This window comes from Mesorhizobium sp. M2C.T.Ca.TU.002.02.1.1 (genome assembly GCF_003997225.1).
Genome location: NZ_RZTO01000876.1, coordinates 1 through 2,459, shown reverse-complemented (window position 1 = coordinate 2,459; position 2,459 = coordinate 1). Strand labels below are relative to the sequence as shown.

Sequence of the window (2,459 nt, the reverse complement as noted above, 5' to 3'; positions counted from 1 at the left end):
GTCGGCGGCGATGCGCACATCCGGGTAGCGCCTGGCAAGCTCCGCGGCGATCTCCTCGTTGCGCGGCGAGACCACCACCGGTGTCGTCTCCCCCGGCAGCGATTTCAGCCCGGTGACGATGGCCGAGCTCAACGCGCCCGTGCCGACAAAGCCAAGTCTCATGGATATTCCGCCCTTGTTCCGGATCGCCGCCGACAATAGCGACGACGTCTTCTTCGGCAAGAGGAGCGAGTGGCTGCGATCACGGCTCCGAGGCGATGAAGCTGCCGTGCGGGACAACAGCCTCACTTGAAGTCGCGCTTAGCGCTTCGGCCCGAACCCCGGATAAGGGTTGAGCGGCACGATCGCTGTGATGTCCATCATGCCGGCTTCGATCAGCGGCAGCGTGGCGAGGTGGCCGCGCACTTCCTTCTCGTCGGCCGCCTCGAACATGATGCCGGTGCCGGGAACGTCGCCGCGGTTCCAGATCTGGCGTGCCGCACCTTGCACGTAGAGCGTCTTGCGCTGTTCGGATTCAGGCGGCAGCAGCGGCGCGAAATCGGCGTCGCTGAACTTTTCGGTGTTGCGGGTGAGCAGGGCAAAGAACTGCATGGCGATCTCCTTCGTGGCCGGTTGCTGCGGGAGATATCGCGCCGGCTGGTCGGACTGTCCAAGACTGATTAGGATAAAGTTCAGACCTTTGAGGACTTGAGGCTGGGAGCGGAAAAATGCTCGATCTGCGCCAGATAAGATATTTCGTCGCCGTCGCCGAGGCCGGCAATGTCGGCCGCGCCGCCGAGCAATTGCATATTTCGCAATCGCCCTTGAGCCGGCAGATCATGCAGCTCGAGGAGCAACTGGGCGTTGCCCTGTTCGAGCGGGCGAAGCAGCGCGTCCATCTCAATGCCGAGGGCAGGGCCTTCCTCGCCGAAGCCCGCGCATTGCTTGCCAACGCTGCGCGCCTGGAAGAGCTCGGCCGCAACCTTGCCAGTGGCGCGACAGGCAGCCTCGCCATCGGCTATGTCGAGGGCGCGGTGCATTCGGGGCTTGTTGCCGCAATGCTGAAGGATTTCCGCCGTGCGCGGCCAGATTTTCATCTGCAACTCAGAAGCCGGCGAACGGCGGCGCAGTTCGAGGATCTGAGGCAGCGCGTCCTCGACCTCGGTTTCGTCTATTCCCCGGCGCCGGAGAGCGACCCCGATGTTGAAAGCATGCTGGTGCGGCGCGAGCCGCTGGTGCTGGCAATGCCGGAGGGCGATCCGCTGGTTGGTGTCGCCGGGCTGGCGCACGACGGTGATCCAGACGCGGCCGTCGAGGTGGCCGGGCTGGATGTCGGCGACACCAACCGCGCGCAGTTCCTGGCGGCCTGCGCCGAATCCGGCTTCATGCCCGATATCGCCTACGAGACGAACGACCCGTTGACCTCGCTCGGCCTTGTCAGCGCCGGCCTCGGCCTCGCCACGGTCCAGGAGAGCCTGCGAAGCGCTGCGCCCCCGGGCGTGATCTTCCGCGACCTGCCGTGGTTCAAGCGCAGCGTTTCGATCCATCTGGCGTGGCGAAGGCAGGATCGAAGGGCGGTGGTTGGGGATTTGAGGAAGGCAGTAGGGCAGTAGGGGGCATTTTCCGGCAGCCTTGCATACTGCCTTACTGCCCTACTCCCTTATTGCCCTACATCTTATCTATCACCGACTGCACCCCTTCCGTCGGTGCGTCGACCGACGAGCCTGCCACCATGATGGCGGCGACGATCGCTTCCGGGTCGTCGACCACCAGCGGCTTGACCCGGTGCGCGGTGTGGATGAAGCCTTCTCCCGACATGTGCTCGATCAGCGCCAGCATCGGGTCCCAGAACCCCTTGACGTTGGCGAAGACGATCGGCTTGCGGTGATGGCCGAGCTGCGCCCAGGTCATGATCTCGACGATTTCCTCCACCGTGCCGATGCCGCCGGGCAGCGCCACAAAGGCGTCGGATTTTTCGAACATGCTGTGCTTGCGCTCGTGCATGTTGTCGGTGATCAAAAGTTCATCGAGCTTGTCGAGTGCGGTCTCGGTCGCTTCCTTGTTGATCAGGAAGCGCGGGATGATGCCGGTGACCTTGCCACCGGCCTTGAGCGCGCCATCGGCGACGGCGCCCATGATGCCCTTGGTGCCGCCGCCATAGATCAGGCGCAACCCGGATTTGGCAAGCGAGCGGCCGAGCGTGTGGCCGGCCTTGATATAGGCCTCGTCGCGGCCCGGAGACGAGCCGCAATAGACGCAAACGGATCGAATCGTGTTCATGGCGATGATTGGTGATGGGGACGGTTGGCGCGGTCAAGCCCGCGGACGGGCTTTTTCTTGTGAGCATGGAGAAAACACGCTAGACCGGGCGTTAGGTGGCTAAGGGGGCAATAAAGAATTATGGCTATCAATCCTTCTAAGGCGTTTTTGTTCGCGACGGGCGGCGTTGTCGCCATCGCGGCGGTCGCCTATGGATCGGG

3 protein-coding genes are annotated in these 2,459 nt (G+C 63.6%); 1 reads left to right on the top strand and 2 read right to left on the bottom strand.

Annotated elements, in window-relative coordinates:
* Window positions 1-300: 300 nt before the first annotated feature.
* Window positions 301-591, bottom strand: coding sequence for a muconolactone Delta-isomerase family protein (locus tag EOD07_RS30790; RefSeq protein WP_127237980.1), 291 nt, complete (start codon window positions 589-591; stop codon window positions 301-303).
* A gap of 116 nt (window positions 592-707) precedes the next feature.
* On the opposite strand from EOD07_RS30790, the gene EOD07_RS30785 reads away from it, so the two are divergent.
* Complete coding sequence (locus EOD07_RS30785; RefSeq protein WP_127237979.1) at window positions 708-1,592, top strand: LysR substrate-binding domain-containing protein; 885 nt, start codon at window positions 708-710, stop codon at window positions 1,590-1,592.
* Window positions 1,593-1,647: 55 nt separating this feature from the next.
* Here EOD07_RS30785 and EOD07_RS30780 read toward each other — a convergent pair whose 3' ends face one another.
* A complete protein-coding gene (locus EOD07_RS30780; protein WP_041008333.1) occupies window positions 1,648-2,259 on the bottom strand; it encodes a TIGR00730 family Rossman fold protein in 612 nt (203 codons plus the stop codon).
* Window positions 2,260-2,459: the final 200 nt, after the last annotated feature.